This window comes from Halorubrum sp. CGM5_25_10-8B (assembly GCF_005435095.1).
GTDB classification, from domain to species: domain Archaea; phylum Halobacteriota; class Halobacteria; order Halobacteriales; family Haloferacaceae; genus Halorubrum; species Halorubrum ezzemoulense.
The window spans coordinates 121,685-148,359 of sequence record NZ_SGTY01000001.1 but is presented as its reverse complement, the minus strand read 5'-3'; the positions used below and the strand labels follow the sequence as shown (position 1 = coordinate 148,359).

The 26,675-nt window shown below is 62.1% G+C and carries 21 protein-coding genes; 14 read left to right on the top strand and 7 right to left on the bottom strand.

What is annotated here, in order from left to right:
• Positions 1-74: 74 nt before the first annotated feature.
• Positions 75-2,294 carry a hypothetical protein gene (locus EXE51_RS00750; protein ID WP_137691874.1) on the bottom strand — a complete coding sequence of 740 codons (2,220 nt, stop codon included), beginning with the start codon at positions 2,292-2,294 and terminating at the stop codon, positions 75-77.
• 109 nt (positions 2,295-2,403) lie between these two features.
• Here EXE51_RS00750 and EXE51_RS00745 point away from each other — a divergent pair, with 109 nt between their 5' ends.
• On the top strand, positions 2,404-3,567 hold the full coding sequence (locus EXE51_RS00745; protein WP_241990571.1) for a GAF domain-containing sensor histidine kinase: 1,164 nt from the start codon (positions 2,404-2,406) through the stop codon (positions 3,565-3,567).
• Here EXE51_RS00745 and EXE51_RS00740 read toward each other — a convergent pair.
• From EXE51_RS00740 to EXE51_RS00730, 3 genes are all read right to left on the bottom strand, one after another.
• Entirely contained in the window at positions 3,564-5,543 is a 1,980-nt protein-coding gene (locus tag EXE51_RS00740; RefSeq protein WP_137691873.1) for a glycosyltransferase family 2 protein, read from the bottom strand. The two genes, EXE51_RS00745 and EXE51_RS00740, sit on opposite strands and share 4 nt — an antisense overlap.
• Complete coding sequence (locus EXE51_RS00735) at positions 5,540-6,607, bottom strand: HEAT repeat domain-containing protein (protein WP_049930097.1); 1,068 nt, start codon at positions 6,605-6,607, stop codon at positions 5,540-5,542. The genes EXE51_RS00740 and EXE51_RS00735 overlap by 4 nt, the downstream gene beginning before the upstream one ends.
• Positions 6,608-6,783: 176 nt before the next feature.
• Complete coding sequence (locus EXE51_RS00730) at positions 6,784-7,164, bottom strand: response regulator transcription factor (protein WP_094494912.1); 381 nt, start codon at positions 7,162-7,164, stop codon at positions 6,784-6,786.
• Between the two features lie 92 nt (positions 7,165-7,256).
• Between EXE51_RS00730 and EXE51_RS00725 the strand changes: the two genes are divergently transcribed.
• From EXE51_RS00725 to EXE51_RS00695, 7 genes are all read left to right on the top strand, one after another.
• The gene (locus tag EXE51_RS00725) at positions 7,257-8,432 is read left to right on the top strand and encodes a sugar phosphate nucleotidyltransferase (RefSeq protein ID WP_086215936.1); all 1,176 of its coding nucleotides are present in this window, start codon (positions 7,257-7,259) and stop codon (positions 8,430-8,432) included.
• 2 nt (positions 8,433-8,434) lie between these two features.
• Entirely contained in the window at positions 8,435-10,327 is a 1,893-nt protein-coding gene (gene glmS, locus EXE51_RS00720; protein WP_137691872.1) for a glutamine--fructose-6-phosphate transaminase (isomerizing), read from the top strand.
• A 393-nt stretch (positions 10,328-10,720) separates the two neighbouring features.
• Complete coding sequence (locus EXE51_RS00715; RefSeq protein WP_137691871.1) at positions 10,721-11,614, top strand: TrmB family transcriptional regulator; 894 nt, start codon at positions 10,721-10,723, stop codon at positions 11,612-11,614.
• 122 nt (positions 11,615-11,736) lie between these two features.
• Positions 11,737-12,885: an NAD-dependent epimerase/dehydratase family protein gene (locus EXE51_RS00710; protein WP_094552933.1), complete on the top strand. Its 1,149-nt coding sequence runs from the start codon at positions 11,737-11,739 to the stop codon at positions 12,883-12,885.
• A complete protein-coding gene (locus EXE51_RS00705; protein ID WP_137691870.1) occupies positions 12,878-13,867 on the top strand; it encodes an NAD(P)-dependent oxidoreductase in 990 nt (329 codons plus the stop codon). The genes EXE51_RS00710 and EXE51_RS00705 overlap by 8 nt, the downstream gene beginning before the upstream one ends.
• Positions 13,864-14,874, top strand: a complete 1,011-nt coding sequence (locus EXE51_RS00700) for an NAD(P)-dependent oxidoreductase (protein ID WP_137691869.1) — start codon at positions 13,864-13,866, stop codon at positions 14,872-14,874. Before EXE51_RS00705 ends, EXE51_RS00700 begins: the two co-directional genes overlap by 4 nt.
• 266 nt (positions 14,875-15,140) lie before the next feature.
• Positions 15,141-16,118 (top strand): alkaline phosphatase family protein, encoded by a 978-nt coding sequence (locus EXE51_RS00695; RefSeq protein WP_137691868.1) that lies wholly within the window; start codon positions 15,141-15,143, stop codon positions 16,116-16,118.
• A gap of 220 nt (positions 16,119-16,338) precedes the next feature.
• On the opposite strand, the gene EXE51_RS00690 is transcribed toward EXE51_RS00695, so the two are convergent.
• Positions 16,339-17,769: a hypothetical protein gene (locus EXE51_RS00690; protein ID WP_137691867.1), complete on the bottom strand. Its 1,431-nt coding sequence runs from the start codon at positions 17,767-17,769 to the stop codon at positions 16,339-16,341.
• Between the two features lie 295 nt (positions 17,770-18,064).
• Here EXE51_RS00690 and EXE51_RS00685 point away from each other — a divergent pair, with 295 nt between their 5' ends.
• The 6 genes from EXE51_RS00685 to EXE51_RS00660 all read left to right on the top strand — a co-directional run bounded on the left by EXE51_RS00685 (position 18,065) and on the right by EXE51_RS00660 (position 24,625).
• Entirely contained in the window at positions 18,065-18,961 is an 897-nt protein-coding gene (locus EXE51_RS00685) for a glycosyltransferase (RefSeq protein WP_158413869.1), read from the top strand.
• Positions 18,958-20,352 (top strand): sulfatase-like hydrolase/transferase, encoded by a 1,395-nt coding sequence (locus tag EXE51_RS00680; protein ID WP_137691865.1) that lies wholly within the window; start codon positions 18,958-18,960, stop codon positions 20,350-20,352. The genes EXE51_RS00685 and EXE51_RS00680 overlap by 4 nt, the downstream gene beginning before the upstream one ends.
• 75 nt (positions 20,353-20,427) lie before the next feature.
• Positions 20,428-21,078 carry a hypothetical protein gene (locus EXE51_RS00675; protein WP_137691864.1) on the top strand — a complete coding sequence of 217 codons (651 nt, stop codon included), beginning with the start codon at positions 20,428-20,430 and terminating at the stop codon, positions 21,076-21,078.
• Between the two features lie 170 nt (positions 21,079-21,248).
• On the top strand, positions 21,249-22,652 hold the full coding sequence (locus tag EXE51_RS00670; protein ID WP_137691863.1) for a polysaccharide biosynthesis C-terminal domain-containing protein: 1,404 nt from the start codon (positions 21,249-21,251) through the stop codon (positions 22,650-22,652).
• 216 nt (positions 22,653-22,868) lie between these two features.
• Positions 22,869-23,840 (top strand): hypothetical protein, encoded by a 972-nt coding sequence (locus EXE51_RS00665; protein ID WP_137691862.1) that lies wholly within the window; start codon positions 22,869-22,871, stop codon positions 23,838-23,840.
• Positions 23,841-23,923: 83 nt separating this feature from the next.
• Positions 23,924-24,625: a cytidylyltransferase domain-containing protein gene (locus tag EXE51_RS00660; RefSeq protein ID WP_137691861.1), complete on the top strand. Its 702-nt coding sequence runs from the start codon at positions 23,924-23,926 to the stop codon at positions 24,623-24,625.
• A gap of 107 nt (positions 24,626-24,732) precedes the next feature.
• Here the strand turns inward: EXE51_RS00660 and EXE51_RS00655 are convergent, their stop codons facing one another.
• Complete coding sequence (locus tag EXE51_RS00655) at positions 24,733-25,596, bottom strand: fumarylacetoacetate hydrolase family protein (RefSeq protein WP_137691860.1); 864 nt, start codon at positions 25,594-25,596, stop codon at positions 24,733-24,735.
• Positions 25,597-25,660: 64 nt separating this feature from the next.
• Entirely contained in the window at positions 25,661-26,302 is a 642-nt protein-coding gene (locus tag EXE51_RS00650; protein WP_158413868.1) for a fumarylacetoacetate hydrolase family protein, read from the bottom strand.
• Positions 26,303-26,675 lie beyond the last annotated feature (373 nt).

The window sequence follows — 26,675 nt, the reverse complement described above, 5'->3', positions numbered from 1 at the left end:
CTCGGAGTCACGGCGCTCGTCGACGCGTGAACCGGGGTCGGCCGCTCGGGACGCCTGCGCGGCGACCGCTCGCGTTATTCTCCGTTCGCGTAGCGCGCGAACACGTCGCCCACGATCCGACCGGACTCCTTGAGCCGTTCCGTGTACGCCGGTCGGTCCCACGTCGGCGGCTCGAACCGGAGGGAGCGCAGACTCCCGTCAGGGACGCCCGGAACCGCGTGCGTCAGGTTCGTCTCGGCGTCGAGTTCGGCCGCGGTCCCGTCTGCGTCGACCGGGACGTAGGAGGCCGCGGCGACGTCGATCGCCTCGAACGTCTCGTAGTCGTCGAGTCCCTCGCTCCAGAAGTCGCCCAGCCGACGGCGGCGACTCGGGTCGGCGACGTTGAGCAGCTGCCAGGGGAGCCTGACCTCGATCGCGTCGTTCGACGGCGAGACGTGGACGTCAGCGAGCGAGTCGTACCGGTCGGAGTCCGGGTTCCCGTTACCGTAGCGGAGCCGTCCGGTCTCCACCGACTCGAACGGAACGCGCTCGCCGGTCTTCGGAACCGTGTAGCCGCGATTGATCACCAGCCGCAGCGGCGAGAAGACGCCCGGGTCCGGCTCCCGGTAGCGGTCGAGGTCGAGCCCGGCCTCTGCGCCGTACTCGTACGCGAAGGCGTCGTAGCGGGGACGGACGGTCACTCGAGAGGCATCGGGACCGCCGAGGCGGACGACGAAGTCAGCCGGTGCCGCCGCACCGAGACCGTGCGGGAGCGCTCGCTCGCCCCGGTCGGTGAGCCCGATCGCCAGGAAGTAGTTGGTCGCGTCCCAGTCGACCCCGCCGCGGAGGGCGTCCGCTTCGATCCTGACCGAGAGGTACGCCGCGTCGCTCGTGACGCGGAGCCCGGTCAGTTCGCGGCTCGCGTCCGCGCCGTCGCCGAGCCGGACGGGGTCGCGCTCGGGCGTCGCGGTGGCCGCGTCCGCCCACGCGTCGGCCGACCCGTCGAGCGGAACGGCGCCCGCGGGGTCGAACGCGAGCAGGCCGAACCGCTGTTCGGGCGTCTGGACGTTCGACCAGAACGGCCGACGGTCGGAGTCGGAGAACGGGGCGAGGTTCCACGTCCGCTTGAACCACTCGTCGTGCCAGCTGAAGGCGATCCCGCCGAGCGTGCCGGCCTCACGGATGTCCTCGTACATGGCGGCGAGGATCTCTCCCTGCTCCGTCTCGGTGTGTCGGCCCTGATCGCGGCTGTGAACGTCGCGCTGGGCGATGCCGCGGGAGGCCGGGACGCCGAACTCGGCGACGAGCAGCGGGTGGTCGGTCGCGCCGACGAGGTCGTTCAGGTAGCCGGCGTAGCTGTTCGGCTCGCCGCGGTGGTCGACGTAGTTCGCGTACTCGGGCGTCTCGTTCAACAGCGGCGGGTAGTAGGGGTACACGTGGTACGCCGCGAACGTGCCGGCCTCGGACGCGTCGGTCGCCTGGATCGCGTCGGGGTCGACGGAAACGGAGTCCTCGTCGTGGAACGGCTCGTACGGGTGTTCGAGCGGGTCGGTCGTCACCCAGTTCGTGAACGCCGCCGGGCGCTGCGCGCCGTACTCGTCCGCCTCGTACGCGACGGCGGCGTCGAGGCGGGCCGCGAGCCACGCCTCGAAGGGGCTCGCCGCTGGCGCGGCGAAGAACTCGCCGTCGTAGCCGGTCGCCTCGCCGAGCCGGTCGGTCTCCCGAACGACCGCCGGCGGCCACTCGATGCCGACGACGTAGCCGAGGACGGCGTTGCTCACGTCGGCGTCGTACGTGCCGCTGGCGTACCCGGGCTCCGGGTCGATCGTCGTCGCGCCGTGGACGGCGTCGACCACCTGCCGCATTGAGCGGTCGAACGAGGGCGACAGCGCGGTCGCGTCGCCCGCCTCCCGGAGGGTCTCCTCCCCGATCCAGTTGCCGTGGATGACGTAGATCGGGTCCGCGTGCGACCGGTTGTACGCCGCGAGCGCCCGGTAGAACGCGGGCGGGTGGACGGTGTACACCCGGACGACGTTGACGTTCAGCTCGCCCATCAGCCCCAGCCACCGGTCGTACTCGGCGCGAGTGATCGCCGCCTCGCCGGGGAACCGGCCGGGCTTGGCCATCCCGAGGTTCACGCCGCGGACCGACAGAGAGTCGAACGCCCCGCCGTCGACCGCGACCTCGAACCCGTCGTCGCCGACGCGGAACCGGCGCGGCGGGCCCTCGCTCAAGCCGAGACCGCGGAAGCCGCAGCCGGCGGTCCCGACCGCACCGGCGACCCCGACGCGACCGAGGAATCGGCGTCTGCGCATGAGGGCACGTGTCGGCGGACCGGAATAAGGCTGTCTTCGGCCCGGTCCGAGATGCGGTTTTATGCCGGACCCGCGACAAACCGGATCCTAGCCAGCGACCCGCTTCACCATGGTATCTGACACGTCCCGTTCCGAACCGTTCAAGAGCCTGCTACAGCTGACCGCGACCGACCAGTCGACCGAGGAGCGCCTCCTGAAGGCGATAGACGTCGGCCGGGAGTACCTCGGCGTCGACAACGGCGTGCTCTCGTACACCGGCGAGGGGCGCTACGAGGTGGTCGAGACGAACATCCAGACCGGCCCCTACACCCAGGGGGGCGTCGTCGACCTCGACGGGACGTGGTGTCGCCACGTCGTCGAAAGCGGCGAGGCGATGGGCTTCGCGGACGCGAGCGAAACCGAGTACCGCGACGACCGCGCGCTGGAGACGACCGGGCTCCACTGCTACGTCGGCGCCGAGGTGGCCGTCGACGGAGAGACGTACGGAACGCTCTGCTTCTCCGACGACGTTCCGCGAGACGACCCGATCACAGACGCCGAGCGCGACTTCGTCTCGGTGCTCGCGCGGTGGGTGAGCACCGAGCTCGAACGGCGGAAACACTACGCGGAGCTGCGCGAACAGAACGAGCGCCTCGACGAGTTCACCGGGATCGTCGCGCACGACCTCCGGAACCCGCTGTCGGGGGCCATCGGCTTCGTCGAACTCGCGCAGGAGCGCGTCAGCGGGCAGACGGCCGAGTTCCTCGACCGCGTCCGGGGGGCGCTCGACCGGATGGAGTCGATGATCGCGGAGTGCCTGATCCTCGCGAAGGAGGGCGCCGACGTGGGCGAGCGGAGTTCGGTCGCGCTCGAACCCCTCGTCAGAGAGGCGTGGGACACGGTCCAGACGCGCGACGCGACGCTGACGGTGGACGTGGCCTCCGAGACGGCTATCGTCGCCGACGAGATGCGCCTCCGACGGCTCTTCGAGAACCTCTTCCGCAACAGCGTGGAACACGGCGGGCCGGGCGTCTCGGTGACCGTGACCGGCGACGCGGACGGCTTCGTGATCGCGGACGACGGGCCCGGGCTCCCGCCGGCGGTCGAGGCGGCGCTCACCGCGGCCGACGCGGAGAATGTCAAGTCGTTCGGGCTCGGGCTGTTGGTCGTCCAGCGCGTGGTGACGGGCCACGGCTGGGACCTCGCCGTCGACAGCGACGACGACGGGACGCGGTTCGCCGTGAGCGACGTCAACGCCGCGGAGCCGGTCCACGAGGCGCTGCGCTCGGACTAACTGCCCCCGTCGAGGACCCAGACGAACCCCTCGTCGCCGGCGCCGTCCAGGGGGTCGCGAGTCCAGACGAATCCGCCGTCAGCGGGGCCGAGCGACGGGTCGGTGACCCAGACGAACCCGCCGTCACCGACCCCCTCCGAGAAGTCGGTCGTCGCCGCGAGCCGCGCGGATCCGTCGTCGTCGAGCGCGATGACGAACCCCCCGTCGCCGGCGCCGAGCGACGGGTCGGTGACCCAGACGAATCCCCCGTCGCCGACCCCCTCCGAGAAGTCGGTCGTCCAGACGAATCCCCCGTCGCCGGCGCCGGCGGTCAGCTCCCCGCTCGGGACGAACCGGCCGGTGCTCTCGTCGGCCGCGACCCCGGCGAGCCAGCGGAACCCGTCCGTGTCCGGCGCGTCGACGAGCCGGTCGACCCAGACGAATCCGCCGTCGTCCGCCGCCGCCGCGGCGGCACCCGTTTCGGACGCCGAATCGTCCGGTCCGGCCTCTGAGTCCGTCGCCGCGGCCGTTGCGACACCTGGCCCGGCGGCGCCCGCCGCCTCGGCGCTGTCGGTCCCCGCATCGCCGAAGCCCCGCCGCTCCATGGCGCCCCACGACTGGTCGCCGCGGAGGTACTCGATCAGGCCGTGCCAGGCGACGATCGTCTTCCACTGGCGGTAGCCGAAGTTCTCTAACACGCCGTACCAGAGCAGTCGGAGGACTTCCCACGGGGACTCGTAGCGGTTGTAGCTCCACACCTCGCTGAACACGCCGAACCAGGAGAGGAACACGCCGGCGCCGACCGTGAGCAGCAGGAAGAGGAGGAAGAACTCGACGTTGAGGATGCCGAGGTACCACCCCAGCGGAAGCAACACGTAGCCGAACCCCTCGATGAGCGGGCCGAGCGCCTCGGCGGCGGTGAAGAACGGTAACACGACCGTGCCGACGCGACCGTACGCCCGACGGAAGAACATCCGCCGGCTCGCGACAACGGTCTCCATCATGCCGCGGTACCAGCGCCGCCGCTGGCGCCCCAGCGTCCGGAGCGTCTCCGGGACTTCGGTCCACGCGACGGGCTCCGGGACGAACTCGATCCGGTAGTCGACGTCGTTGTCCGAGAGGTGTTCGTGGAGGCGGACCACCACGTCGAAGTCCTCCGTGATCGTGTCGTGGCGGTAGCCGCCGATCTCGCGGACGCGGTCGGTCCGAAACACGCCGAACGCGCCGGAGATGAGGATCAGCCCCTTCAGCCGGGCGAGCCCGAGCCGCCCCGAGTAGAACGCCCGCAGGTACTCCATCACCTGAACGCCCGCGAGCCCGGTCTTCGGGAGGTTCACCTCCTTGACCTGTCCGTCCTGAACGACGCACTCGTTCGCCACGCGGATCGTGCCCCCGCTGGCGACCGTCCGCGAGGGCTCCTCGAGGAACGGCGCGACGACGTCTAACAACGCGTCGCTGTCGATCACGGTGTCCGCGTCGACCGCGCAGAACAGCTCTTGATCGGTGAGCCAGACGCCGGCGTTGAGCGCGTCGCTCTTCCCGCCGTTCTCCTTGTCGACCACGAGGAGGTTCTCGTGGGTCGCGGAGCGGTACACGCCCCGGATCGGTTCCGAGGGCACGTCGTACGGCACCTCGGCGTCGACCGGGCGGAGCCCGAACGCCTCTTCGAGCCGTTCGAGCGTGGCGTCCGAGGAGCCGTCGTTGACCACGACGATCTCCTGGTCGGGGTAGTTGAGCGCGAGCATCGAGCGCACGCTCTCGACGATGCTCGCCGCCTCGTTGTACGCCGGCACGACCATCGCGACGCCGGGGTAGAACGGGCTGTCGAACGCGCGGAACGACGGGTTCCACTCCGACTCGCGGACGCTGTCCCGGAGCTGTACCAGCGCGAGCACGTGGATCAGCAGGTAGCCGACGTTGATCAGCAGGTAGTACGTGACGATGAACACGCCGGACCCGACGACGAGCGTCGTCCCGAGGGCTTCGAGCGTCGTCATCCGCGCACCTCGTCGTGGAGCCGGTCGCGGTCGCGGGAGATGTCTCGCGCGAGCCGATCGAAGCGGGCGTGCTCGACCGCCCACGCCCACGCGACGTCGAATGCGGCGGTCTCGTCGACGGAGCGACCGTTGGCGGACGCGGTTCGGTCCGCCCCGAGGTCGGCGCGCGGCGGGTCGTTCGGGTCCACCGCTTCCGCCGAGGTCCGCTGTGAGACCAGCGTCTCGGCCGCGGTGACCCGCGCCCGCGCGTCGGGGTCCGCGGTCCCGGCGGCCTCGATCGCCGCGATCGCCTCCGCGTCCCCCCACGTCCCGAGCGCTCGGTACGCGCTCGCGCGGACCGGCGGGGTCGGGTCGGCGGCGATCGCGGCGAGGTCGACAGTGTCCCTGACCGCCCGGTTCCACCCGTACGCGCCCAGCGCCCGCCACGCTGCCGACCGGACGCTCGGGTCGGGGCTCGACAGCGACCCGACGACCCACGAGAGATCGGCATCCCCGACCACGGTGGTGAGGTGGCGGACGACGAGCAGCGCCTGCCGCTGGAGCGCCGGCGGCCACCTCGCGAAGTCGGCGGCCGCCCGCTCGAAGAACGGGCTCGGGTCGCGCTCGGCGACGCGGTACAGCGTGTCGACGCCGAACACCGAGAACGACTCCGGCTCGTCGCGGAGGAGCAGGTCGACGCCGGTCGTCGCGCAGTCGTCCGTCTCGGCCGCGTACAGTATCCGAGCGGCCGCGGCGCGCTCCCGCGGCGTCTCGGTACAGTGCGTTCTGAGCAGGTCGCGGTCGGGCGCGTCGCGGAGCAGGGCGAGCCAGACGAGCGCGTGGGTGCGGTCCCAGTAGCCGCCGTTCGCGATCTCGCGGCGGGCCCGCTCGTGGACGCCCAGTGCTCGCCCGAGTCCGGCCAGCGCGTCGGCGTCGCGACCGTCGAGCTCGCGGAGGTACACGTCGAGCAGCGACTCCAGTTCGTCCCGCTCCGCCGCCGAGAGGCCGGCGACCCACTCGTCCCACGCCGGGTCGTCGCGGCCGTAGAGCCGGTCGAGGAGCTCCGACCGCAGCGCGGCGCGCATCGGGACGCGACGCCGGCGTCGCCGGGCCGCGAGAAGCGAGTACCCGAGCGTGAGGACCGCGGCCGCGAACAGCAGCGAGCCGAGCACGACGACGGCGAGCGAGAGCGTCCCCGACTGAGGACCCGCGAGCGGACCGTACACGGACGTCGCCGTAGTCGGGGCCGCGAGCGGCACGGTTACGCCTCGACCAGTCGGTTTATCCGGGCCAGCAGTTCGTTCGGGCTGAACGGCTTCGTGAGGTACTCGTCGGCGCCGGAGTCGAGCCCCTTCAACACGTCGGCCTCTTGGCCGCGCGAGGTGAGCATCACGACGGGGACCTCGGGGTCGACCGCGAGCTCGCCGCGCCGGATCGTCCGCAGCAGCTGAGTACCCTTCATCCGCGGCATCATCACGTCGAGGACGACCACGTCGGGGGCGGCGTCGGCCTCGTCTAACGCCTGCCGGCACTCCTCGCCGTCGAGACACACCGTTAGGTCGTACCCCGCGTTCGACAGTTTGTACTGGAGGATCGACCGGATCGTCTCGTCGTCGTCCGCGATGACGGCCGATTTAGCCACGTTAGAAATACGTTCGGTTGGCCACTTTACTTTTCGGCACCGACGCTCGGTCCCGCGAACGATTTAAATCGCGGCGGACGGACCGTTCCCGTATGGGAAGCGAATCCGTGACCGCGGTGATCCTCGCCGCGGGCGAGGGACGGCGCCTGACGCCGCTGACGAACCGGCGGCCGAAGCCGATGGTGCCGGTGGCGAACCGGCCCCTGCTCGAACACGTGGTCGAGGCGATCACGGCGACGGCGATCGACCGGATCGTCCTCGTCGTCGGCTACGAGCAGGAGCGCATCCGGAACCACTTCGGCGACGGCGACGACTGGGGGGTGACGATCGAGTACGTCGAGCAGTCGACCCAGCTGGGAACCGGCCACGCCGTGTTACAGGCCGAGCCGGTCGTCGACGGCCCGTTCGTCGTGCTCAACGGCGATCGGATCGTCGACCCCGCCGTCGTCTCGCAGGTCCGCGACCGGGCGATCGACGACGACCTCCCCGCGATGGCCGTCACGACCGCCGCGAACCCGCGCCAGTACGGCGTGGTGACGCTCGACGGCGACCGCGTGACAGACATCGACGAGAAGCCGGAAGGGGCCGTCGAGACGAACCAGATCAACGCCGGCGTCTACGCCTTCTCCCCGGCCGTCTTCGACGCGATCCGCGAGACGCACGTGGCCGGCGAGCTGGCGATCACGGCGACGCTCGACGACCTCGCCGCGACCGAAACGCTGTCCGCCGTCCGGTACGACGGCCGCTGGCTCGACGTGTCGAACCTGTGGGACCTTCTGACCGTGAACGCGGCACTGATCGGCGATTCCGGGGCGTCGGACGCCGACGGTCCCACCTTCGGCGACTCGGTGACCGTCGCCGACGACGCCGCGCTCGCGGGTAACGTCCGCGTGGGCCCGAACGTGACGATCGGCGGCAGCACCGCGGTCGGCAGTAACGCGACCGTCGAGGCGGGCGCGGTCGTGGAGAACGCCGTGATCTTCCCCGACGCCGTGATCGGCGCCGGGGCGGTGGTCAGGGACGCGATCGTCGCCGGCAACGCCCGGATCGGTCCGAACGCGACGGTCGCCGGCGGCCCGGCGACGGTCGTCGTGGGCGACGCCGTCCACCGCGGCGTTGAGCTCGGCGGCGTGGTCGGCGACAACGCCACCGTCGGGAGCGGCGCGACGCTCGCCGACGGCGCGGTCGTCGGCGACGACGTCACCGCCGACGCGGGGGTCGTGATCGACGGGCGGATCGAGTCGGGCGCGGTCGTTCGGAGGGGATAACGATGTGTGGAATCACCGGCTACATCGGCGACGGTATCGCGCTGGACGACGGAGAGTCGGCCGCGAACGACGGGGCGACCGGCGACGCCGCGGGCGACGGGGGCGGGTTCGCCCGCGTGGGCGGCATCGTCCACGAGGGGCTCCGCAATCTAGAGTACCGCGGCTACGACTCGGCGGGGGTCGCGCTCGTCGGCGAGGCGAGCGGGCTCACCGTCGCGAAGCGGTCGGGCGAGGTCGACAACCTCACCGTGCCCGACGTGGCCGACGCGGCGCTCGGGATCGGGCACACGCGCTGGAGCACGCACGGTCCGCCGACGGACGAGAACGCCCATCCGCACACCGACTGCGTCGGCGACGTCGCCGTCGTCCACAACGGGATCGTCGAGAACCACGAGGCGCTCAAGACGGAGCTGTCCGACCACGAGTTCACGAGCGACACCGACACCGAGGTCATCCCGCACCTGATCGAGGAGGAACTCGCGGCGGCGTCGGGCGCCGGCGGCCTCCTCGACGCGGTGCGAGCCGTCGAGAGCCGGCTGGAGGGGAGCTACGCGATCTGTGCGGTCCGCGATGGCGACGACCGGATCGTCGTGGCGCGCCGGGGCAGCCCCCTCGTGTTGGGCCACGACGAGGACGCCACCTTCGTCGCCAGCGACGTGACGGCGTTCCTCGAACACACCCGGGACGTGACCTACCTCGAAGACGGCGACGTGGCGTCGCTGTCGGCCGAGGGCGTCGAGGTCTACGCCGACGGCGAGCTGGTCGACCGCGAGACGGAGACGGTGACGTGGGAGGCCGACGCGGCCGAGAAGGGCGGCTACGAACACTACATGCGGAAGGAAATCCACGAGCAGCCGGAGTCGCTGCGCCAGACCATCGCGGGACGGCTCGACGTCGACGCCGGTGACGCCGACCTCGACGTCTCGTTCCCGCCGGGATTCCTCGCTGACCTCGAGGAGATCCAGATCGTCGCGTGCGGCACCTCCAACTACGCGGGCCGCTACGCCGCGCAGCTGTTCGAGGACCTGTCCGGCGTGCGCGCGACCGTCGAGACCGCGAGCGAGTACGAGTTCGGCGCGGGCCGCAGCGCCGACCGCACGCTCGTCGTCGCCGTGACCCAGAGCGGCGAGACCGCCGACACGCTCGGTGCGATCCGCCGCGCGAACGCGGCCGGGGCGCGGACGTTCGCCGTGACGAACACGCTCGGCAGCACCGTCACGCGCGAGGTGGACGACACCGCGTTCATCCGGGCCGGCCCCGAGATCGGCGTGGCCGCGACGAAGACGTTCGCCTCGCAGGTGGCGACGCTGACGATGCTCGCGGTGGCGATCGGCCGCGAGCGCGGCGCGCTGGCCGCCGCTGACGCGCGCCCCGTGCTGGAGGGGCTCCGCGACCTCCCCGGTGCGGTCCAGCAGGTCCTCGACAACGAGGACCGCGTGCGTGAGGCCGCGACCGAGTACGGCGACAGCGAGGCGTTCTTCTTCGTCGGCCGGAAGCTCGGTGTCCCGGTCGCGCTGGAGGGCGCGCTGAAGCTCAAAGAGATCTCCTACGACCACGCCGAGGGATTCCCCGCCGGCGAGCTGAAACACGGCCCGCTCGCGCTCGTGACGCCCGACACCCCCGTGCTGGCCGTCTTGACCGACGGCGCGCGCGCCGATGAGACGATGAACAACGTGACCGAGGCGCAGACGCGCGGAGCGCCCGCGATCGGCTGCGTCTCCGCCGGCGACGAGTACAGTACGCTGGACGTGTCGCTTCCGGTCCCGGACGTTGGGATCGCAGAACCGCTCGTCGCGAACGTCTACCTCCAGCTGTTCGCGTACCACGTGGCGAACGATAAGGGCCGATCGATCGACAAGCCGCGGAACCTCGCGAAGAGCGTCACGGTCGAGTAGCGCAGTTTCGGCTCTTTTCGGCGGCGCTTGTTCCGCGGTGTTTGCTCCGTTCGACACCCGGTGTTTGCTCCGTTCGACACCCGGCGTCTGTTCCGCACCCACACCCGGCGGTACCCGAGGCTCGAACCGGCGTCGAGCCGGCATCGGGCCGGTGAACCGCAGAAATCGGCGCCCAGAAAATTAGTCGCTACTCCTCGTCCGGTTCCTCGTCGCGGCCGTCGGAGAGGCGCTCCCAAATTTCCGTACAGCCCGCGCCGTCGGGGACGTCGGCGAGGTGCGCGTCGTCGGTGGGGTCTGAGTTACTCATGTTCTGAGTAACCGTATTAGCGCCCACGTAATAACCTTTCCGGCGGCACCAGTACGTACTTACGGAGCGAACGAGGACGAACGCCTATGGCCGATTCCGGGGAAGACCTCTTCTCGTTGCTCGATCTGACGGAGTACGAAGCCGACGCGTTAGAGGAGCTGCTGCTCCTCGGCCGGACCACGGCGCCCGACCTCGCCGAGGCGACCGGGATCCCGAAGGCGCGGATCTACGGCGTCCTCGACGCGCTCTCGGAGGCCGGGTACGTGAAGGTGATCCCGGGCCGTCCGAAGCGGTACGAGCCCCACGAGCCGGCGGCGATCGCCGAGCGCGCGGTCGAGAACCGCCGGCACGCCTACGAGCGGTTCCGCGAGGACGTGGCGGCCGTCGAGGAAGCGTTCGTCGACGAGTACGCGCCGGTCCGCGACCGCGGCGTCGACGAGCTCAGCCCGACCGAGGACCTGTTCCACGTCGTCGACGTGGGGGAGCCGAGCGAGCGCGAGACGCGGCGGCTGTTCAGCGAGGCGGAGGAGGCGGTGTACGTGCTCTCGAAGAGCTTCGGGTACGTCGACGCGGTCCGGCCGGCGATGCGGGACGCGGTCGACCGCGGCGTCGACATCGACGTGCTACTGTTGAACCCCGACTCGCTCTCGGCGGAGAACCGGGAGCGACAGGCCGAGATCCGCGATTCGCTCGCCGCGGAGTTCCCGTCGGTCGCGGTGCGCGTGAGCGACCGCGTACTTCCGTGGCGCGGAACCTTCGCCGACCCGAGCCTGTCGTACGAGTCCGGACAGGGGCTGCTCATGGTCGAACAGGAGGACGTGCCGAACCACCACCGGCAGGCCGCGGTGACGGAGAACCCGTCGTTCGTGGCGGGCATGTGGCAGTACTTCGACCTGCTGTGGCGCCACGAGAGCGTCCCCGCCGATCCGGACCCCGACGCCGAACGCGACCCGACCGCGGGCGGAGGCGCCGTCGAGTAGTGTGAGCGCCGGCTGGGGCGGCGTCGGCCGGCGCGGACGCGTCGCTCTCGCCCCGGTCGCTCTCGCGACAGCGAACCTAACCGCAAAGCATTTACTCGTAGTTACTCGACTGCCGAGTAACGATGACTGTGCTACTCACCGGTGCCGACGGGTACCTCGGATGGCCGACCGCGCTGCGACTGGCCGACCGCGTCGACGAACGGATCGTCTGCGTCGACGACTTCTCGCGGCGTGACTGGGTCGCCGAGTCGGGTAGCGTGTCGGCGACGCGGGTCGAAGAGCCCGAAGAGCGGTTCGGGCGCGTCGAGAACCTCAGCCTGGTCGAGGGCGACCTCGCGGACCGCGACTTCGTCCTCCAGCTGCTGGACACCCACGAGCCCGACACCGTGCTCCACGCGGCCGCCCAGCCCAGCGCGCCCTACTCGTCGATCAACGGCGAGCGCGCGCTGTACACCCAGCGCAACAACGTCTCGATGACGCTGAACCTGCTCCACGGCCTCCACGAGACGGGGCTGTCGGACACCCACTTCATCGAGACGACGACGACCGGCATCTACGGCGCCCCGCACTTCCCAATTCCCGAGGGCGGACTGGAGGTCGATCGGAAGGGCGGCACGGACGAGGTTCCGTTCCCGGCGATGGGCGGCAGCTGGTACCACCAGACGAAGTCGTTCGACGCGGCGAACATGCGGCTCGCGGAGTCGCAGTTCGAGTTCCCGATGAGCGAGGTCCGGACCGCCATCGTCTACGGCACCGAGACCGAGGAGACGCGGGCGCACGAGAGCCCGACGCGGTTCGACTTCGACTACTACTTCGGCACGGTCGTGAACCGGTTCTGCGCGCAGGCGGTCGCCGGCTACCCGATCACGGTGTACGGCAAAGGCGAGCAGCGCAAGCCGATGGTGAGCCTCGAAGACGCCGTCGAGAGCCTCGTCCGACTCGTCGACGAGGGTCACTCCGGGGACGACGGAATCGACGTGTACAACCAGGTCACCCGGCCGATCGCGATCGTCGAGCTCGCGGAGACGATCGCCGAGGTCGGGGCGGAGTTCGACCTCGACGCGGAAGTGAAGCACTACGAGAACCCGCGCGAAGAGGACGAGGAACACAAGATGGAGATGGAGAACGAGCGGTTCCTCGACCTGGTCGGCGGCCAGCGGCAGGAGCTCGAAGCGGGTATCCGCGACGTGCTCGGGACGCTCGTCGAGGAGCGGGACCGGATCGCGGCCCACGAGGACCGGTTCCTGCCGGGCGTGCTGACCGATGAGTGAGTCGGGCGAGACCGACGCCGCCCGCGGCGACGGCCGGCGCGTCCTCGTCACCGGCGGCTGCGGCTACATCGGGAGCGCGCTCGTCCCGCGCCTACTCGACGATTCCCGCGTGAGCGATGTCGTCGTCCTCGACTCGCTGGCGGCGGGCTCGCCGGCCCATCTCGCCGGTTGCGTCGGCGACCGGCTCGACTTCCGCCGCGGCGACGTGCGGGAGTACGGCGCCGTCGAGAGCGCGACTCGCGGCGTCGACGCCGTGATCCACCTCGCGGCGATCACCGGCGCCGCGTCGACGCACGACCGGCGCGAGGAGACGTTCGGCGTGAACCGCGACGGCACCGAGAACGTGCTCACGGCCGCGGGGAAGTTCGACGTCGACAGCGTCGTCGTCGCCTCCTCGTGTAACAACTACGGGCGCGCAGCGAGCCGCGACATCGACGAGACGACCGAGCAGAACCCGCTCAACCCGTACGCCGAGTCGAAAGTCGCCTGCGAGCGCCTGCTTGACGAGGCGGTCGAGGCGTACGACTTCGACGCGACCGCGCTCCGCATGAGCACGAACTACGGGTGGTCGCCGGGGGTCCGCTTCAACCTCGTGGTGAACCACTTCGTCTTCCGCGGGCTCACCGACCGGCCGCTGACGGTGTACGGCGACGGCTCGAACTGGCGCCCGTTCATCCACGTGCGCGACGCGGCGAGAGCGTACCTCGACGCCGCGTTGGATCCCGATTCGTGGCCGCAGCGGGTGTACAACGTCGGCTCGAACGGGGGGAACTACCGGATCAGCGAGATTGCGGAGATGGTCCGCGAGGAGATTGATCGGGATCTGGACGTGACATACTTGGAAGACGAACAGCCCGGCCCCTCGTATCACGTGAACTTTGACCGGCTGGCCGAGACCGGCTTCGAGACGGAGTGGACGCTGCGGGAGGGCATTCGAGATATCGCGAATGAGCTGACCGGCACGGAGACGTTCAACGCATGACGGACACGATACAGATGAAGACGGACGGCGGAAACGACGGCAGAGAGATTGAGACCCCGACGGTTGCGGTCACGGGCGCAGGCGGGTACATCGGAAGCCGCGTCGTCGTTGAGTTTCAGGAGGCGTACCCTGACTGGGAGATCATTGCGCTCGACAACGGCTACCGCGCGCAGGTCGATGCGATCGGTGATGTCGAGATTCAACACGTCGACATTCGGAATCGGAACCGGTTAGAGGACGCGCTCACGGGCGCGGATGTCGTTTGTCATCTGGCGGCGATCAGCGGCGTCGACGATTGTGATGAGAACCCCGACTTAGCGTACGAGGTGAACGTCACGGGTACGAACAACGTGGCGTGGTTCTGTCGGAAGACGGGTGCGGCGTTGGCGTTCCCGTTCAGTATGGCCGTGTTAGGTGATCCTGAGGAGTTCCCGATCACGGCCGACCAGCCGCGTGATCCGTTGAATTGGTACGGGCGGACGAAGCTGCTTGGTGAGCGGTCAATAGAGGCCTTCGCTGACGGTGCGTTCCCGGCGCACCTCTTTTTGAAGTCGAACCTCTACGGCGAACACGCCGTCGACGGGACGGAGGTGGGGAAGCCGACAGTGATCAACTTCTTCGTGAATCGGGCGCTCGCTGGCAAGACTCTGACTGTATATGAGCCCGGGACGCAGGCACGAAACTTCGTTCACGTTAAGGACGTGGCGCGGGTGTACGTGCGGAGCGCGGAGCGGTTGGTAGAACAGTTGGAACGCGGGGAGACCGGGACGGAGACGTATGAAATTGCGAGTGAGGAGGATATGAGCGTGATGGAGGTCGCGGAGATCGTGCGGAGAACGGCATCAGAGGAGCGTGGCATCGACGTGGATGTGGAGTTGGTAGAGAACCCACGGGACGGGGAGACGATGGTTGAAGAGTTCGGAGTGGACATCTCGGATCTGAGAGAGCGGACGGGCTGGGTGCCGAAAAAAAGTATCGACGAGTCGGTATACGAGTTGTTGCGGTGAACTGCCTAAACAACTAATTTCACGGACTACTCCAGTGAGAGATAGAGAAGAGTAGTGAATCGGTGATTTATAATTTATTATATGTCTATTACTACCCTCGATTACTTGTATTTCTTCACTCAGGTATTCATATCTCTGATCTGAAAGAACCGCTTAGTCCCAGTTGGGCCCTCTATACGTTTGGTGTCGGTGATCTCACGAGATATCGCCCGTCTTCTCAGTATCCATGTAGAAGGATTAAATGTTCCCGTGGAGGTACTCGTAGTATGACCGTTGTTGTCGTCGGCATTGACGCCTTGGATGCGGAATTAGTGTCCGAATCCAAGCACCCGAATCTAACCCTAAACGCCCACTCACAAATATCAACTATTGAGAGTGCGAACGGGGAACTGAGTACCCATGAACTGTGGCCAACAATAATTACTGGACTCCCTCCCGAAAAGCACGGGTTGACTCTTAACTCCGGGGTCGGCTGGGAGTCGCCGACCCTCCGGTTCGGTGGGTCAGTCGCGGATATCGTTCTCCCCGATCAAATCCAATCGAAACTCGGGGCCTGGATTTTGAACAACACGGAGACGGACGTCTTCCGAACACCGGTGAGTTATTACGAGAAGAACGAGATCCAGACGATATTCGACGGATGTAACGCTGAAACCATCGGTATTCCGAATTACGTCGTAGACCTCGACACGGATGACCGGGAGCACGAACTACGGCGACAGTTGGGGGATCTTTTTGAGCGAGATACAAGCCAACCAGGCGGCCACTCTTCGGCGGATCCTGCGCTGTTTTACGAACAAGCTATGGAGATGGTGATGATCCGACTGGCCCGGATCCGCCGTGCCTATCGCAGCCATCGGTACGAACTCGTATTTGGGTATACGAGCGGTGTGGATCTCATCGGGCACATCGCGTACAGCGATCCCTCACTTCAGGATCAAGCGTATAACGAAACGGACGACTTCGTCGGCGATCTACTGACCGATCTCGGATCTGACGATACGCTCGTAATAGTGAGCGACCACGGATTACAGGACGGGATCCATACGGAGCAAGCGATGATCGCAAGCACCGATCCGCGCATTGTCGACCGAGTTGATTCCGTCGTGGATGTCCGGAGCAGTCTCGAGGAGGCAATTGCCGAGGGCGACCACGAACCAACACCGTCCGCTGATAGCCGAAAGTCATCTGTTGACGATGAGAAACAAGTTCAGGAGCATCTGAAAGATCTCGGCTATATGTGAAGGTGTTACCGTAGTCCTATTTTTGTTATTATGTAGTATTCATACGAGATTGGGCTGCTGTCACCTCAGTTAGCCCCAGAGGATTCAAGCCAGTTCACGGAGGGGATTGGCTGATATTCCAACTCGGTTCGATTCGGGAAAACTCTGAGTGTAAGTTAATGTGATTCCTTGGTTTGCGTATCGAATATCTGGATCAACTGAGTGTAGCAAGATTGTTTTATTATCCGTCCGGTTTTTCACCGTCGGTTCTGGTGACAATTTCCATAATCTGGTCTGTCACTCCCTTGTAGTTCAGTACTGACGCGACATCAGGATCGCTTGCTGCCGTCTCCAGCGCATCTTCAATTGTCGACTCAATCGTTTCCGGACGTATGTCAAATACCAGTTCGAGGTCCTCCTTACGCTCGATTGGAGACTTCTGATCGAACCATTTACAGATAGGAGTACCCAGCAACATGGATTCCACCAGTGTCGAAGAGCCAGTGGTGATGGCAACTCTGGAGTTCGAAAGGACGTCCTGAATCGCTGAGTCGGAACTGAGAACGTATTCAGCCCAGCCACGTTCAGCGTACCAATCTCCGGTTTCTTTCGGGTGTAATTTGATTCCCAACTGCCAGTTCCGCTGTTCGCAAACATCGATCAACCGTCGAACAAACCTCTCGAACGCTTCCTCGCCTTCGACAGTTTGTCTTCCGGCTGAACTGAGGAAGACTACGTCGTGTTCTCTGTCGCTATCGGTCTTATATTGATTCAAAAACTCGTGCCACGGCGTCCCAGTAGGGTGTAGTTCAGTGTCTGGGGGGGTCGAATATTGAAACTTATTGTGCCAAGGTTCGCCCCACGTGAGGTAATTTATCGGGGCGAAAAACGGGTATCCCCGGCGATATTCCTGATTGCCGGTCTCGGACTCTTGACCGTACATAATTCCATGCTGATAACTGAAAACGCGGTCGAAGTCCGTGACATCCAGCACGTAGCCCATCGGGGCGTAGGTATGGATCGTCGGTTGGTTTGTCGTTTGGAGGAGAGATTCCGATTTGACGGCTTCAAGAAAAACGAAATTAAAAACGAGAGTCTTCGAAGCAGCGGCAAATGAGTCGGGATCCCGGCCCCGAAGTCCACGAATCAGTCGGATCGTGGTACCAAATAGCGAGAGCCATCTGCGGAGCGGGATGGCACCGAGTAACTCAACGAATGATGTAGTAGACAGCCCTCGGTCTTCCCATCGTTCCCGATAGCTCTGTGCTTCGGGCGAACAAAGCAGGAGTACATCGTAATCCTGATCCCTGAGCCGTTCACTCACAGCAGTCAGCGTATATCGTTTGTCGTGACGGTCGGAGTTCATTACAAATATATGACCATTAAATCCGGATGGGGTGGTATTACGTCCGAGTACGTGGAGGAAACGCCGAAGCAGCCAGTATCCAGTTAGAGCGATAGAAAAGAACCACCAGTTTAGAAATGGGACTTCGTTGTGTTCCGTCGTCTCATCGTAGTCACTCACCTGTACAAAATTCGCAATTATCCGGTGACCAGCGTAGGCAACTGGGTTTGACCGCAGAAACGAACGCATCTCGTCGCTCAGCAATTGTGTCTCTTCTGATAGCGTCGGCCACTCCAAAATCGTATCAATTCCACCTTCATCAGCCATAGTATCCAATCCAGATTGCCAATGGAAATATATATCGGCTTTCGTACGATACGGTTGATGAAATCAAATGCCGCGCGTATTGTTCATTACGACCGAGAACCTGACCGGCAAGTCGGGATCAACGGTCGCCACTACCGAGCTTTTTCGAGCGATGGCTGACTGCGACACCGTCGATTTATCTCTTATCGCTCCGACGCCAGATGATCCGTCGGTAGTCCCAGAAAGCGTATCCAGTTACTGGTTGACAACGAAGCCCGCGGGAACAATTAAGTGGCATATTCGACACCAGCCGTCGATGGCACGGGCCCTTTTTACCGCATTGATTTCTGAACGACCGGAACTGGTCATCGTCCGGGTAGGGCCATCAACGGTTCTCCCGATCGTGTTCGGCCTGCTTCCCGGTGTGGAGTATAAAGTACTTATCCGTGGATTCGTCCACCGGAACCTCTCCATACAACTCCCGGTCAAAGCACTCACTTGGGCCAACGCGAGTGTGGCCGACGAAACTGTCGTTGCCTTCGAAGCGATAGCGGAAATGCTCAGAGATCTGGGAGTTAGGGGCGGTATCAGCGTGGTCCCCAACGCCGTGGATCCGAACCGATTCGTCTCCGACGAGGGACCGACACCTGAGGAGATACGCGACGCGGTAGACGACGACGCGTTCGTAGTCGGATTTGTTGGATCTATGGAAGATCGACATCGCGTCGATATCCTCGTGGAAGCAGTCGCCTCATTACCTCAGTCGGTCAAACCGGCTCTCGTTCTCGTTGGTGACGGTCCACAGCAAACCACGTTAGAGGAACTCGTGAAGGAGGCGGGTATCCGAGACTCAACGGTATTTACCGGACTCGTACCACACGAAGTGGTACCCCGGTACATCGCATCCTGTGATGTCCTGTACGGTATCTCCGATCCCGATAAGCCGTCAAACCCAATCAAAATATACGAATATTTGGCGTGTGAACGACCAGTTATCACGACCCAGACACCGGAGCTCGGTTTCGTCGAGGAAGAGAGAGTGGGCGTAGCCATGGATAGAGTAACGGTGAAGTCAGTACACGACGCGTTAATGGATTTGTATAGTATGTCTTCGGACGAACGCAGAACGATGGGGCGACGAGGCCGCGAGTACGTGAGCGAAAACCACAGTTGGTCGGCCGTAGTCGACGAACTGATCGGCGTGGGGACATGAGCCGAAACGTCGTGTTACTCGTGTTGGATTCCGCTCGTAAGGATCTGTTTGACGCCAACGCGGGCCCGCTACGTGACCAGATAGACTTGGACCTCGCCGAGTGTCGAGCCGCCAGTAATTGGAGCCCAGCGAGCCACGGATCGATGTTCACCGGGGACCTACCCCATCAAAACGGCGTACACGCTCACGATCCGAACTGGAATAACATCAAAACCGAGGACACCTTTCTGTCAGCTTTCAATGATTACACGAAGATCGGTGTCAGTTCAAATCTGTTTGCTGGGAAAGCGCACGGCTTTGATAGTTATTTCGACCAGTTTGTGAGTTTGTCACGACACTCGGTTCTGTCGGGTGTAAAAGAGATAGACACCTTCAGATCTGAGTCAGACCGAGAGGGAATGCGGTTATATCTGGAATACCTGCGGGCGGCTCAGGAGGAAGGGACGCTGACACGGAGCTTGATTAACGGTCTCATATTTAAGTACCACGAGTTCGCGGACGGTCGCCCATTGCCCCGGTTGTGGGATTACGGTACGCGAACCTCGCTTCGAGTCGCGAAACAACGGTTGAGAGCGGTCGAGCAACCAGCCTTCGTCTTCATGAATCTCATGGAGACGCACAACCCGTTCGCGAACTCGATCTGGTACCAAGGTGACGGCGTCCCGGCGTCATGGTCGTCGAACCGCTTCGATACGTACACCTACAATAACCTCGCCCCCGAGGAACGACCTTCCGACTACCCTCGGAACTACCGAGCACTCTATGAGGACTCGATCGAGTACACAGCCAGACGGATATCCGAATTTGTTGATTGGTGTGTGGACAATTTGGACGGCGCGACAACGTTCGTCATCACGGGAGACCACGGTGAACAGCTCGGTTCCGAGGCCGACGGCGGGTTGATCAGTCACATAGGTGCGCTGTCGGAGTCGTTGCTTCACGTACCTCTATCGATAATTAATCCTCCTGATACTGTAGACGAGTCTGACGGGCGATATTTCAGTCACTTGGATCTGCCGTCGCTGATGCGCGGACTGACCGAAGAGACGCTTTCGGTCCGATACCGAGACCGCATTCCAGCCGAGGTCGTCGGTTCCTCTGTGCCCGAAGGGACAGAACGCTTCGATTATTGGAATCGGATGATACGAGCAGCTTACGACGGAAAAAACAAGTACGTCTGGGACTCTCTCGGCAGTCGTCAACATTACCGAGTCGGCGACGAGCCTTGTGAAGAGACGGAAGTGGCAGCCGACATCGAGATACCCGAGCACGCTCTCGCACATTTCGACGTACCGATCGAGGAGTTCAAACTCCAGTTCGACGGCGTGGACGCAAACGACTGGGCGACAGACGGCCCCACCGAGCGTTTAAAAGATCTTGGATACATCTGAGGGTTGAGCGGTAGGTGACCCATATTGTACTTATCAAACCGAAAAGATTAGAACTACGTTCGTTGAGACAGAAACATGGATATCTACCGAGGAGTACAGTCCCTATACAACTCCACAATACGTAATAAGCTACCAACAAAATCACGAACTTTAGCGGGGATAACGTTAGATGACGCCCCGTTGTTCGATCTTAACGTGGAACGACCGTTGTACAAGATCGGATTAATAATGGCGATTTACGACCACGTATCGGAAGGGGACCACGTGGAAATTGTCGGCTTCGGCCGTGGTGTATCAACTACACATATCCTCCAGGCGGGGGCAGAAACAGTTACCGGCTATGAGGGAGCGGCAAACATGATAAAAAAGGGTAAACGGACAGTCGAACGGAATTATGCTGGGGAGGCTTCGCTCCGTGTCCGACACGCTGTCGTTGGGGATCCGATAGACGTGTACGGCGATCAGTCGAGCGCCCAGCGGATCTCTCCGTCCGACTTATCTGTTGGTGATGTTCTGGTGCTTGACTGTGAAGGAGCAGAAAAGAGCATCTTGGAAAACCTCGGGACGAATCCGCAAACGATACTCTGCGAATCCCACCCGTCGAAGGGGGCTCCGGTCTCAAAGATCACAAACATCTTGGACGGCAGATACTCAACGACAGTTCGGAAACAGAAGCCCCGTGTAGATGCGAAATCAGTCGTCGTCGGAAGGCGGATCGAAGCGTAAGCCGTGCGGAGCCCGTAGTTGTAGCTGAGTTGGATGTTGGGGAAGGCGTGCCCTACCACATCGGCGTGTGATACCCGAGAAAGGGGGTTTAGACCGATGACAAACCGGGGTGAGAAAATCGGTTCGCAGAAAATAGAAGGGGTTTTATCCGACAGTATAAAGTACTAATCATGCGACCAGCTAAGACAGCACTGGTCGTATTTGGATCATCACAGCTGGGTACCATCGTCGGCTTCATCGCTACGCTCTATATCGCACGGTACTTTGGCTCAGCGACCTTAGGTATGTACGCGGTAGTCACCGCGCTTTTGTTTTGGATTCACGTTCCTGCCAGTGCGATCGACTCCGCGCTCACTAAACGGGTCAGCGAGGGAACCGATCAAGGTCAATTTCTGTTTGCCGGCTTCGCGATTAACCTCGCACTCGCACTGCTGGTTGCCCTCGGTATGATCGTATTTGATGGGCAGGTGAACGAATACGTCGGTTCCTCTGTCAGTGGGACCGTCGCAGTGTTTGTCCTCAGTTGGTTCGGAGCGAAATCAATCATTGCTGCCCTCCACGGCCAAGATAAGGTGGCCGTCAGCAGCTTAGTTTGGACATCGAGTCGAGTAGTCCGGACCGGACTCCAAATTTCACTGACGCTGCTTGTGGGGCTCGGACTAGCAGGCCTGATCTGGGGCCACACTATTTCGTTCGTGGTCGTGATACTCGCCGGAATCACACTGTTCGATATTCGCCCACGGATTCCGTCTCGTGAAAAATTTTGGAGCCTTTTAGAGTACGCCAGATACTCTTGGATAGGTGACATTTCGTCTCAGGCTTTCAATTGGATGGACACCATCCTGTTAGGGTTGTTCGTGAGTTCCTCATTGATCGGTATTTATGAGGTGTCTTGGACTATCGCCTCGACTCTCGGCATCATCAGTACCGCAATCAAGAACGCGGTGTTTCCCAGCATGAGCCGCCTTGACGCACAGGACCGACGGGAAGAGGTCCAAGAGTTTCTCAACGAGGGACTGGTATTCGCCGGATTTTTTGCGATACCTGGACTCCTCGGCGGAACCGTAATCGGGACCCGCGTGCTCGAAATATTCGGACCAGAGTTTGACCAAGGATGGCTCATCTTGTTGATTCTCATAACGGCTAGGCTGTCAAACTCTTTTAGTAGCCAATTCCGGAACACACTCCAGGCAGTCGATCGCCCCGACCTAGCGTTCAGAAGTAACGCAATATTCATATCAGCAAACCTCATGCTAAACTTTTCTTTAATTCCCACCATTGGTTGGGTGGGAGCAGCCATTGCGACATCCCTGTCGTCTATTATTATGTTAGTTCTAAGCTATAACTACGTCAGCGGTGTCCTCTCGAAGGTCGTAGTCCCGGTTAGAGAGATCGGGAAAGAGATCTTCGCGAGTTTGATAATGGTAGCCCCAGTATATGTGATGGCGCAGGCGATCCCGGCAAACCCGATTACGACCGTTGGCATAGTCTTCGCCGGTGCTGCGGTCTATGGCGTTGTTATACTTGGAATCTCTCCGCGGATACGGTCCCACTTGATGTCGTTACTACCATAGTCGATGGCCAAATTCGCTGGTCGCGCCCCGTGATGCTCTGTCATTTCCGATACCTGTGGTCAATCGGGGGAATCAAACTGCGGCTCTCGCTGCTACCCTCGCCGATTCCTTCGATCACGCTTAACGATGGGAAGGTTCCATGTCCTCATTGGACTCACAGACTAGAAAGTTGACCTCGAAAAGTTTAACTTCTCAAGATGGAGACGATAAGTTAATATGATAAAGATATCAGACATTCAAAAGGGGGCCAGAATACTGCGCTCCGAGGGGTTTATACCTCTAATTCGTAAGATACCGGATTACCTCGAGTGGCGCGCATATAAGACACTGGAGCCGGTATTTAAGTGGAATTTCGAGCAAAACTACGGTTCCGGTCTCGACGTGATTGAACAAGACTGGGACAATCTGATTCTGCTCGACTGTGCTCGCTACGATTATTTTAAAGAATACACGGGTTTCGACGGTGAACTATCACGCGTCGTGTCGAGGGGACGAGGCAGCTGGGAGTTCATCCGGGATAACTTCGCTGGGAGAGAGATACACGATACCGTCTATGTGACGGCAAACCCGCATCCGGAACGACTCGAACAGGATGTATTCTACACGGTGGAAACGGTACTTGATAAATGGGACCCAAAGACTGGAACAGTTCCGCCGAAGGCTGTCACCGAGGCAGCGATCGAGGCCCAAGAGAAGTATCCGAATAAGCGCCTCATTGTCCATTACATGCAGCCTCATACGCCTCACCTTGGCGAGACCGCACAGAACCTAGACGCAGACCTCGCACAACCCGGGTTCGATAAGTTTGCCGGTCGTGACGGGGTCGAAAAACGAAAAGAAGGTGAAAAAATATTTGCGCTGTATGAGGACGGTCAAATTTCTAAATCGACACTTCAGAGATCATATCGGGAGAACCTCGAATTAGTCGAAGCAGATGTTAAAGAACTAGTAGCCTCTTTGCGAGGAAAAACCGTCATTAGTGCTGATCACGGTGAAAACCTGGGCGAGACCATATTCGGAATAACGCTCACAGCCCACGGAAGCCAATCGAAAGAGGTGAGGTTCGTTCCGTGGCTGGAACTACCGTTTGAGGAGCGAAAGACAATCACGGCAGAATCACCCATCGGGTTCGAGTATTTAGAGGAAGAGTTCGTGGAAGACAGGTTGGTAGACTTGGGGTATCTGTGACTGAGGAAGTCGTTCTGCTTCGATCGATGAGGCCGGGTAGACCGATCGATATTTGACAGCGGCGATTTAATCAAAGGCAACTCATGGGAAATGTCTTAGCGGTCATCGCGGCTCGCGGCGGATCGAAGCGGGTACCCCGAAAAAATATCCGTGATATAAACGGAAAGCCTCTTTTAGCGTTTGCCATCCAGGACGCGAAAGCTGCAGACACCGTCGACAAAGTTATTGTGTCGACCGAAGATGATGAAATCAGGTCAGTCGCCAACGATTGGGGAGGAGACACCCCGTTTACCCGGCCCCAAGAGCTCGCGTCGGACGATGCGACGACCGATGATGTCGTGCTCCACGCACTCGACTGGTTCGAGGAACGCGGAACAACGTTCTCTGAAGTGTGTTCAGTCCCGGTAACGACGCCGTTCAGGGAACCGGAAGACATCGACGAGACGATTGAGTTGTTGCGAAAGAGGGGCGCAAAGTCGGGAATGAGCATCGTCGGCTACGATTCGCCGCCGTTCTCTGCGGTTGACTTCGACAACGAAGACTGCTCGATTTCACCGTATTTTGATGAGTCCAACCTCTGGATCGAGACTCAGGCACAGAAGGTCCCGACGCTCTACCACCCGAACGGGGCCGTGTTCGTGGCGACTGTCAGCGGGTTCAGGGAATATGAATCGTTTTATACTGATGAGACTGTCGGTTATCGAATGCCTTCAGAACGATCGCTCGACATCGATGTTCCTCACGATCTGGAGGTTGCTCGGGCACTCGCAGCCCGAGAGAACTGAGTTCAAACGCTGTTAGGTGGATTACGTATGAATTCAGGGAGATCGATCCCCAGTCGAGCGGCGATATTTATATCGCCACGACCCCTGAGATCACCTGAGACTCAGTATTAGTTCGACTTTGCCGACTGGGAACTCTCCAGCCGGACTGGGTTCTTCAACTCACCGACATCCTCGATCTCAATCGCGACGGTGGATCCCGGTTGGAGGCTGCCTTCGATCCCTCCAGGGTCACCCGTCGATATAACGTCACCAGGTTGGAGTTCAGTTATTGTCGAAAGATAGCTCACGAGGAAAGAGAGTGAAAATCGCATTCCAGACGTGTTTCCTTGACAGATCACGTCACCGTCCTGTCGCATGACAATATTCAAATTCATAGGCTGATCCACCTCATCAACCGTCGTGACGTGCGGTCCGATAGGAGAGAACGTGTCCATCATCTTGTATGCCATTGGTCCGGGCCACTCCGTTCGAGCCGTCACATCGTTCGAAATGGAGTAGCCGGCAATGTGGTTGTAAGCTTCGGATGGTTCGATATACTTGCCTGCTCGCCCGATGACGATACACAGTTCAGCTGCGGGCTTGACGTTTCCGGCCACTCGGCTGGGGAGTACGATGGTTTCCTCCGGACCGACAATCGCGTTGTCCGGGATAATCCACTGGTTGGGGTCTACAGTTAGTTCGAGACCCGCGTCACGAAGATGGCCGGTGTAGACGCCACCGAAACAGAACAATCGACCAGCATTCGAGATCGGTGCTCGAAGCGTCACTTCGCTCCGTTCGAACACATCACCCTCCTCGATTCGATCGCTCAGTTCCGCATCCTCTGTGGTGACCGAGGCGAGGGCCGTCCCGAAAGATGCCCCGTCGTCGGCACCGGGAACTACTTCAACCTGTACGATCTCATCGTCCCGGACGATCCCGGTGTGGACTGTCGTCGATTCACTCCGGGGACTGAACCGAACGAGCTTCATCTGTCACCTCTTCGTGAGTCTATAGATGGGGCAGATAGACGGGAACCGAACTCATCGCACTGGCTCATATGAGAACCTCCGCGTCGGTCTCTTCTCGGCGGATCGAAGAAACGACCGTGTCGACATCTTCGACGGTCGCCCGAAGCTCGTCTCCTGAATCAACCGTCCCATTGACCCGCATCGGATTCCCGGTCGTGATGATATCCCCTGGCTGTAATGACATGACCTCGGAGACGGTCGACACTATCTCTCCGGGCGTGAACCGCCACCCGTCGGTCGATTTCGTGTCAACGACCTCTCCGTTCAGTTCAAGAGATAGCTCAAGAGACGAGAGATTCAGCCCATTAGCCGAAACGAGATCGGTTCCGAATGTCATCGCCGAATCGAAGAACTTGTAACCCCACTGTCCGGGAAGCGAATCGTAGATTCCGATGTCGACCATCACTAGACAGCCGGAGATAGCTTCAGTTGCCTTCTCGGATGACCAATTTTTCCCCGAGGAGCCGACGACGAACGCGAGTTCGGCACTCGGTTTCGCCTCGCTCGTGAACGTCGGGACCACGAGGGGGTCAGAAGCCTGAGCCAGCGCCGACATCGGTGCTACCCAGAACCTGGGCCAGTCACGTTCACGGAGACCCTCGGTATCGATGAACGGGTTGTATTTATCGTCCACGAGGTCGTGCTCGTAGCTGCCTTCGATTCGCACAATCTTCTCGGGATCGACGGGTGATCGTAAGTTGACACGAGATACGTCATGGATATTGACGGGGCTAGGACCGCCCGATATGGCCTCTTCTGCTTCTGACTCAAGCGTGTGGATGATGGGTACACAGTCTCTTACTCCGTCCGCATCCCCGCCACTATCTAGAGAATTGACAGAAACTATGTTAGATCCTTTACGGACACCTACCTGGGGACGGGAGCCCCGGGGTTTGTACACAACTAATGCCATAACACGTTCACTAGCTTGTACAACTATCACGTTCATTTTATTCTTTCCGGTAGCGATCCCTGTGCGATAATATGAACTGTGGTCTCATCGACTGTGAGAGCAGAATGCCTATGTAGTAGTTAGCCCA

Bases quoted from the DNA above. Each gene is read 5' to 3' on its own strand.
- EXE51_RS00675 (WP_137691864.1), top strand. From the start codon at position 20,428: ATGGATATCTACCGAGGAGTACAGTCCCTATACAACTCCACAATACGT.
- EXE51_RS00705 (WP_137691870.1), top strand. From the start codon at position 12,878: ATGAGTGAGTCGGGCGAGACCGACGCCGCCCGCGGCGACGGCCGGCGC.
- EXE51_RS00690 (WP_137691867.1), bottom strand. From the start codon at position 17,769: ATGGCTGATGAAGGTGGAATTGATACGATTTTGGAGTGGCCGACGCTA.
- EXE51_RS00685 (WP_158413869.1), top strand. From the start codon at position 18,065: ATGGCACGGGCCCTTTTTACCGCATTGATTTCTGAACGACCGGAACTG.
- EXE51_RS00670 (WP_137691863.1), top strand. From the start codon at position 21,249: ATGCGACCAGCTAAGACAGCACTGGTCGTATTTGGATCATCACAGCTG.
- EXE51_RS00715 (WP_137691871.1), top strand. From the start codon at position 10,721: ATGGCCGATTCCGGGGAAGACCTCTTCTCGTTGCTCGATCTGACGGAG.
- EXE51_RS00745 (WP_241990571.1), top strand. From the start codon at position 2,404: ATGGTATCTGACACGTCCCGTTCCGAACCGTTCAAGAGCCTGCTACAG.
- EXE51_RS00740 (WP_137691873.1), bottom strand. From the start codon at position 5,543: ATGACGACGCTCGAAGCCCTCGGGACGACGCTCGTCGTCGGGTCCGGC.
- glmS (WP_137691872.1), top strand. From the start codon at position 8,435: ATGTGTGGAATCACCGGCTACATCGGCGACGGTATCGCGCTGGACGAC.
- EXE51_RS00700 (WP_137691869.1), top strand. From the start codon at position 13,864: ATGACGGACACGATACAGATGAAGACGGACGGCGGAAACGACGGCAGA.
- EXE51_RS00695 (WP_137691868.1), top strand. From the start codon at position 15,141: ATGACCGTTGTTGTCGTCGGCATTGACGCCTTGGATGCGGAATTAGTG.
- EXE51_RS00725 (WP_086215936.1), top strand. From the start codon at position 7,257: ATGGGAAGCGAATCCGTGACCGCGGTGATCCTCGCCGCGGGCGAGGGA.
- EXE51_RS00710 (WP_094552933.1), top strand. From the start codon at position 11,737: ATGACTGTGCTACTCACCGGTGCCGACGGGTACCTCGGATGGCCGACC.
- EXE51_RS00655 (WP_137691860.1), bottom strand. From the start codon at position 25,596: ATGAAGCTCGTTCGGTTCAGTCCCCGGAGTGAATCGACGACAGTCCAC.
- EXE51_RS00750 (WP_137691874.1), bottom strand. From the start codon at position 2,294: ATGCGCAGACGCCGATTCCTCGGTCGCGTCGGGGTCGCCGGTGCGGTC.
- EXE51_RS00660 (WP_137691861.1), top strand. From the start codon at position 23,924: ATGGGAAATGTCTTAGCGGTCATCGCGGCTCGCGGCGGATCGAAGCGG.
- EXE51_RS00680 (WP_137691865.1), top strand. From the start codon at position 18,958: ATGAGCCGAAACGTCGTGTTACTCGTGTTGGATTCCGCTCGTAAGGAT.
- EXE51_RS00735 (WP_049930097.1), bottom strand. From the start codon at position 6,607: ATGCGCGCCGCGCTGCGGTCGGAGCTCCTCGACCGGCTCTACGGCCGC.
- EXE51_RS00665 (WP_137691862.1), top strand. From the start codon at position 22,869: ATGATAAAGATATCAGACATTCAAAAGGGGGCCAGAATACTGCGCTCC.